The sequence below is a fragment of the Citrobacter sp. genome, assembly GCF_050252275.1.
Classification (GTDB): Bacteria; Pseudomonadota; Gammaproteobacteria; order Enterobacterales; family Enterobacteriaceae; genus Citrobacter_A; species Citrobacter_A amalonaticus.
The window spans coordinates 1-2,789 of record NZ_JBFWLF010000406.1 but is presented as its reverse complement, the minus strand read 5'-3'; the positions used below and the strand labels follow the sequence as shown (position 1 = coordinate 2,789).

4 protein-coding genes and 2 tRNA genes are annotated in these 2,789 nt (G+C 53.4%); 4 read left to right on the top strand and 2 right to left on the bottom strand.

Annotation, left to right across the window (positions count from 1 at the left end; all coding sequences use genetic code 11):
- The 3 genes from purU to AB7E14_RS22410 all read left to right on the top strand — a co-directional run.
- Positions 1–764, top strand: a 764-nt coding sequence (gene purU / locus AB7E14_RS22420) for a formyltetrahydrofolate deformylase (RefSeq protein ID WP_428169984.1), incomplete at its 5' end; no start/stop codon positions are given.
- 160 nt (positions 765–924) lie between these two features.
- Positions 925–1,009, top strand: a tRNA-Tyr gene (locus AB7E14_RS22415).
- Between the two features lie 35 nt (positions 1,010–1,044).
- Positions 1,045–1,129, top strand: a tRNA-Tyr gene (locus tag AB7E14_RS22410).
- Positions 1,130–1,244: 115 nt separating this feature from the next.
- Here the strand turns inward: AB7E14_RS22410 and AB7E14_RS22405 are convergent.
- The gene (locus tag AB7E14_RS22405; RefSeq protein WP_044257703.1) at positions 1,245–1,688 is read right to left on the bottom strand and encodes an Lrp/AsnC family transcriptional regulator; all 444 of its coding nucleotides are present in this window, start codon (positions 1,686–1,688) and stop codon (positions 1,245–1,247) included.
- Between the two features lie 107 nt (positions 1,689–1,795).
- Between AB7E14_RS22405 and AB7E14_RS22400 the strand changes: the two genes are divergently transcribed.
- Positions 1,796–2,677 carry a DMT family transporter gene (locus tag AB7E14_RS22400; RefSeq protein WP_316961720.1) on the top strand — a complete coding sequence of 294 codons (882 nt, stop codon included), beginning with the start codon at positions 1,796–1,798 and terminating at the stop codon, positions 2,675–2,677.
- Between the two features lie 12 nt (positions 2,678–2,689).
- Here the strand turns inward: AB7E14_RS22400 and AB7E14_RS22395 are convergent.
- On the bottom strand, positions 2,690–2,789 hold a 100-nt coding region (locus tag AB7E14_RS22395; protein ID WP_428169985.1), incomplete at its 5' end, for a respiratory nitrate reductase subunit gamma.

Below are 2,789 nucleotides of genomic sequence, written 5' to 3'. Positions count from 1 at the left end.
GCTACAAACATGAACTGAATATCGTGCAGAACAATGAGTTTGTAGACCACCGCACCGGTCGTTTTTTCATGCGCACCGAACTGGAAGGCATTTTTAACGACGCCACGCTGCTGGCCGATCTGGATAGCGCCTTACCGGAAGGCTCCATTCGCGAGTTGAATCCTGCCGGGCGCCGTCGCGTGGTGATTCTGGTCACCAAAGAAGCGCATTGTCTGGGCGATCTGTTAATGAAAGCCAACTATGGCGGTCTGGATGTGGATATCGCCGCCGTGATTGGTAATCACGAAACGCTGCGTTCGCTGGTCGAGCGTTTTGAAATTCCTTTCGAGCTGGTCAGTCACGAAGGATTAACCCGTGAAGAGCACGATCAGAAGATGGCGGACGCGATTGACGCGCACCAACCGGATTACGTGGTGCTGGCGAAATATATGCGCGTGCTGACACCGGAGTTTGTGGCGCGCTTCCCGAACCAGATTATTAATATTCACCACTCGTTCCTGCCAGCGTTCATCGGCGCACGCCCTTACCACCAGGCTTATGAGCGCGGGGTGAAGATCATCGGCGCGACGGCGCACTACGTGAATGACAATCTGGACGAAGGTCCGATCATCATGCAGGACGTCATCCATGTGGATCACACCTACACGGCCGAAGACATGATGCGCGCCGGGCGCGACGTCGAAAAGAACGTTCTGAGCCGCGCGTTGTATCAGGTACTTGCCCAGCGCGTGTTTGTGTACGGCAACCGGACGATTATTCTTTAATCGACTGAGAAATGAATTGGTTAGCTTTTACGCCTTTACGGGTAAAAATCAGGCAACCAGTTTATTTTTCTCGCCGGAATGCTTTACAGGGGCGCATCATTTGATATGATGCGCCCCGCTTCCCGAAATGGAAGCAGGCCAGTAAAACGCATTACCCCGTGGTGGGGTTCCCGAGCGGCCAAAGGGAGCAGACTGTAAATCTGCCGTCATCGACTTCGAAGGTTCGAATCCTTCCCCCACCACCATTCACGCTGTAAGTTCTGACAATATATTTACCCCTGGTGGGGTTCCCGAGCGGCCAAAGGGAGCAGACTGTAAATCTGCCGTCATCGACTTCGAAGGTTCGAATCCTTCCCCCACCACCATCACTTCCCTGTTATCCCTTTATTAAATCAATCGATGTTTCCCTATATTCTGCCTATGCGGGGAAGGATGAGAAGCTTCGACAAAGGTTCGATTCGAGCGCCACCCGGCAAAACGCTACATCGGTGGCAATCTGCGCTTCACCGGCGAGCTTTTCACGATCGACGTATTACACTGCGCATGCTCGGAAAGTCCATCAAGCAGGGTATCGAGTTGATCGATGGTGCGCACCACCAGCCGGATAACGAAACAATCCTCGCCGGTCACTTTGTCGCTTTCAATACATTCGGGCATCGCCTGGATATATTTATCCACTTTATGAAGCAGGCCCGGTAAAGGCCGAACCCGTACCAGCGCCTGCAAGGTATATCCCAGCGCAGTCAGGTTCACCTGCGCGCCATATCCCTGAATGACGCCGCGCTCCTCCAGGCGTTTCACACGCTCAGCGGTACTCGGTGAAGTCAATCCTACCCGACCACTCAATACCTTTAATGACATCCGCGCATCTTCTACCAGACACGCTACTATCCGTCGGTCGATTTCATCAATAAGGTCATTCATCAATTTTTCCTGATAATAAAAAGTTATTCACGCATTTCACCTTATATGAACGCTGTAAAAGCGAACAGCCATTTTCGAAAATAGAGCCTGCAATCAGGAGGTGTGTGATGCGTGATCTTCAGCAAGGCGTCTGGCAAATGAGCCTGGCAATGGTGATTTCCGGTTCAATCGGTGCGTTTGTGTTACTTTCCGGCCTGCCGGTTACTGACGTGGTGTTCTGGCGCTGCCTGATTGGGGCTATCGCGCTATTTCTCTTTATCCGTCTCAGCAAACAACCGTTTAGCCCGCTGACCAGCGTCACGTTGGGGCTGGCAATCCTGGGCGGCATCGCGCTGGTCGTAAACTGGTTGCTGCTGTTTGCCGCCTACGAGCGCATCTCAATCGGTCTGTCGACCGTGGTGTACAACACCCAGCCCTTTATGCTGGTGATGATGGGAATGCTGATGGGCGAGCGAGTCAGTGCAGTAAAATGGGGCTGGCTGTTCCTCGCCTTTGGTGGCGTGGTCATTTTATTATCGGGTGAACTGACCGGAGGCCATCCTACAGCCTGGTTAACCGGCGTGACCCTCGCACTTGGAGCAGCGTTCTTTTACGCCCTGACGGCAATCATTACCCGCAGACTGAGAAGCATCGCGCCACAGCATATTGCCTTTATTCAGGTGCTGACGGGGGTGGTCATGCTCTTGCCGCTGGCCCAGTTCCCGGCGCTCATCCACGCATACCCGTGGGGTATCTTACTGACGCTGGGGATTGTTCATACCGGCATCATGTACCAGTTGCTGTACAGCGCCATTCAGAAATTGCCCACGCCTGTTACCGGTTCGTTATCCTTTATTTATCCGGTGGTGGCGATCGTCGTCGATAACGTGGTGTTTGGTCATTCACTTAACGCCACACAACTGACAGGCGGCGCGTTAATTCTGTTTGCGGCGGCAGGAAATAACCTCGGCTGGGGCGAAAAAAAAACCCCGCAAATGCGAGGTTTCTGATAAAGCCACCCATCAGTGACGGGCGCGAACAATCTGGTATTTGCGCGTCAGATACTCCACGGGCGCGCTCCAGATGTGTACCAGACGGGAGAACGGGAACTGCAGGAACAGC

Bases quoted from the DNA above. Each gene is read 5' to 3' on its own strand.
- AB7E14_RS22400 (WP_316961720.1), top strand. From the start codon at position 1,796: ATGCGTGATCTTCAGCAAGGCGTCTGGCAAATGAGCCTGGCAATGGTG.
- AB7E14_RS22405 (WP_044257703.1), bottom strand. From the start codon at position 1,688: ATGAATGACCTTATTGATGAAATCGACCGACGGATAGTAGCGTGTCTG.